Source organism: Bacillus sp. G402 (assembly GCF_051172515.1).
GTDB classification, from domain to species: domain Bacteria; phylum Bacillota; class Bacilli; order Bacillales; family Bacillaceae; genus Bacillus; species Bacillus altitudinis.
Genome location: NZ_JBPIZC010000010.1, coordinates 1 through 3,048, shown reverse-complemented (window position 1 = coordinate 3,048; position 3,048 = coordinate 1). Strand labels below are relative to the sequence as shown.

The following is a 3,048-nucleotide window of genomic DNA, read 5'->3' as shown; positions in this document are numbered from 1 at the left end:
GTTCATTTTTCACATTAGAATATAGGTTAAGTCCTCGATCTATTAGTATCTGTCAGCTCCACGTGTCACCACGCTTCCACCTCAGACCTATCAACCTGATCATCTTTCAGGGATCTTACTTCCTTGCGGAATGGGAAATCTCATCTTGAGGGGGGCTTCATGCTTAGATGCTTTCAGCACTTATCCCGTCCGCACATAGCTACCCAGCGATGCCCTTGGCAGAACAACTGGTACACCAGCGGTGCGTCCATCCCGGTCCTCTCGTACTAAGGACAGCTCCTCTCAAATTTCCTGCGCCCGCGACGGATAGGGACCGAACTGTCTCACGACGTTCTGAACCCAGCTCGCGTACCGCTTTAATGGGCGAACAGCCCAACCCTTGGGACCGACTACAGCCCCAGGATGCGATGAGCCGACATCGAGGTGCCAAACCTCCCCGTCGATGTGGACTCTTGGGGGAGATAAGCCTGTTATCCCCGGGGTAGCTTTTATCCGTTGAGCGATGGCCCTTCCATGCGGAACCACCGGATCACTAAGCCCGACTTTCGTCCCTGCTCGACTTGTAGGTCTCGCAGTCAAGCTCCCTTGTGCCTTTACACTCTGCGAATGATTTCCAACCATTCTGAGGGAACCTTTGGGCGCCTCCGTTACATTTTAGGAGGCGACCGCCCCAGTCAAACTGCCCACCTGACACTGTCTCCCTGCCCGATAAGGGCAGCGGGTTAGAAGGTCAATACAGCCAGGGTAGTATCCCACCGATGCCTCCACCGAAGCTAGCGCTCCGGTTTCCAAGGCTCCTACCTATCCTGTACAAGCTGTACCAACATTCAATATCAGGCTGCAGTAAAGCTCCACGGGGTCTTTCCGTCCTGTCGCGGGTAACCTGCATCTTCACAGGTACTATAATTTCACCGAGTCTCTCGTTGAGACAGTGCCCAGATCGTTGCGCCTTTCGTGCGGGTCGGAACTTACCCGACAAGGAATTTCGCTACCTTAGGACCGTTATAGTTACGGCCGCCGTTTACTGGGGCTTCAATTCGCACCTTCGCTTACGCTAAGCGCTCCTCTTAACCTTCCAGCACCGGGCAGGCGTCAGCCCCTATACTTCGCCTTACGGCTTCGCAGAGACCTGTGTTTTTGCTAAACAGTCGCCTGGGCCTATTCACTGCGGCTTCTCGGGGCTTTAACACCCTAAGAAGCACCCCTTCTCCCGAAGTTACGGGGTCATTTTGCCGAGTTCCTTAACGAGAGTTCTCTCGATCACCTTAGGATTCTCTCCTCGCCTACCTGTGTCGGTTTGCGGTACGGGCACCTCTCACCTCGCTAGAGGCTTTTCTTGGCAGTGTGGAATCAGGAACTTCGCTACTAAATTTCGCTCGCCATCACAGCTCAGCCTTCACGGGAAACGGATTTGCCTATTTCCCAGCCTAACTGCTTGGACGCGGATATCCAATACCGCGCTTACCCTATCCTCCTGCGTCCCCCCATTGCTCAAATGGTGAGGAGGTGGTACAGGAATATCAACCTGTTGTCCATCGCCTACGCCTTTCGGCCTCGGCTTAGGTCCCGACTAACCCTGAGCGGACGAGCCTTCCTCAGGAAACCTTAGGCATTCGGTGGACGGGATTCTCACCCGTCTTTCGCTACTCATACCGGCATTCTCACTTCTAAGCGCTCCACCAGTCCTTCCGGTCTGACTTCACTGCACTTAGAACGCTCTCCTACCACTGTTCGTAAGAACAGTCCGCAGCTTCGGTGATACGTTTAGCCCCGGTACATTTTCGGCGCAGAGTCACTCGACCAGTGAGCTATTACGCACTCTTTAAATGGTGGCTGCTTCTAAGCCAACATCCTGGTTGTCTAAGCAACTCCACATCCTTTTCCACTTAACGTATACTTTGGGACCTTAGCTGGCGGTCTGGGCTGTTTCCCTTTCGACTACGGATCTTATCACTCGCAGTCTGACTCCCAAGGATAAGTCATCGGCATTCGGAGTTTGACTGAATTCGGTAACCCGGTAGGGGCCCCTAGTCCAATCAGTGCTCTACCTCCGAGACTCTTACCTTGAGGCTAGCCCTAAAGCTATTTCGGAGAGAACCAGCTATCTCCAGGTTCGATTGGCATTTCACCCCTACCCACACCTCATCCCCGCACTTTTCAACGTGCGTGGGTTCGGGCCTCCATTCAGTGTTACCTGAACTTCACCCTGGACATGGGTAGATCACCTGGTTTCGGGTCTACGACCACGTACTCATGCGCCCTATTCAGACTCGCTTTCGCTGCGGCTCCGCATCTTCTGCTTAACCTTGCACGGGATCGTAACTCGCCGGTTCATTCTACAAAAGGCACGCCATCACCCGTTAACGGGCTCTGACTACTTGTAGGCACACGGTTTCAGGATCTATTTCACTCCCCTTCCGGGGTGCTTTTCACCTTTCCCTCACGGTACTGGTTCACTATCGGTCACTAGGGAGTATTTAGCCTTGGGAGATGGTCCTCCCGGATTCCGACGGAATTTCACGTGTTCCGCCGTACTCAGGATCCACTCTGGAGAGAACAACATTTCAGTTACAGGGCTGTTACCTTCTTTGGCGGGCCTTTCCAGACCTCTTCGCTTATATCGTTCCTTTGTAACTCCGTATAGAGTGTCCTACAACCCCAAGAGGCAAGCCTCTTGGTTTGGGCTGTTCCCGTTTCGCTCGCCGCTACTCAGGGAATCGCATTTGCTTTCTCTTCCTCCGGGTACTTAGATGTTTCAGTTCCCCGGGTATGCCTTCTCATACTCTATGTATTCAAGTATGGATACTACTCCATTACGAGCAGTGGGTTTCCCCATTCGGAAATCTCCGGATCAAAGCTTGCTTACAGCTCCCCGAAGCATATCGGTGTTCGTCCCGTCCTTCATCGGCTCCTAGTGCCAAGGCATCCACCGTGCGCCCTTTCTAACTTAACCATTTCTTACTTTAGAAAGAATCACTATGTGTGATGAACTTTGCATTGCATTCAATGTGAATGTATTACTTATTGTTATCTAGTTTTCAAAGAACA

1 rRNA gene is annotated in these 3,048 nt (G+C 52.5%); it reads right to left on the bottom strand.

From position 1 onward, the window contains the following. Positions 1-22 precede the first annotated feature (22 nt). A 23S ribosomal RNA gene (locus ACSBQP_RS19225) occupies positions 23-2,953 on the bottom strand. Positions 2,954-3,048 lie beyond the last annotated feature (95 nt).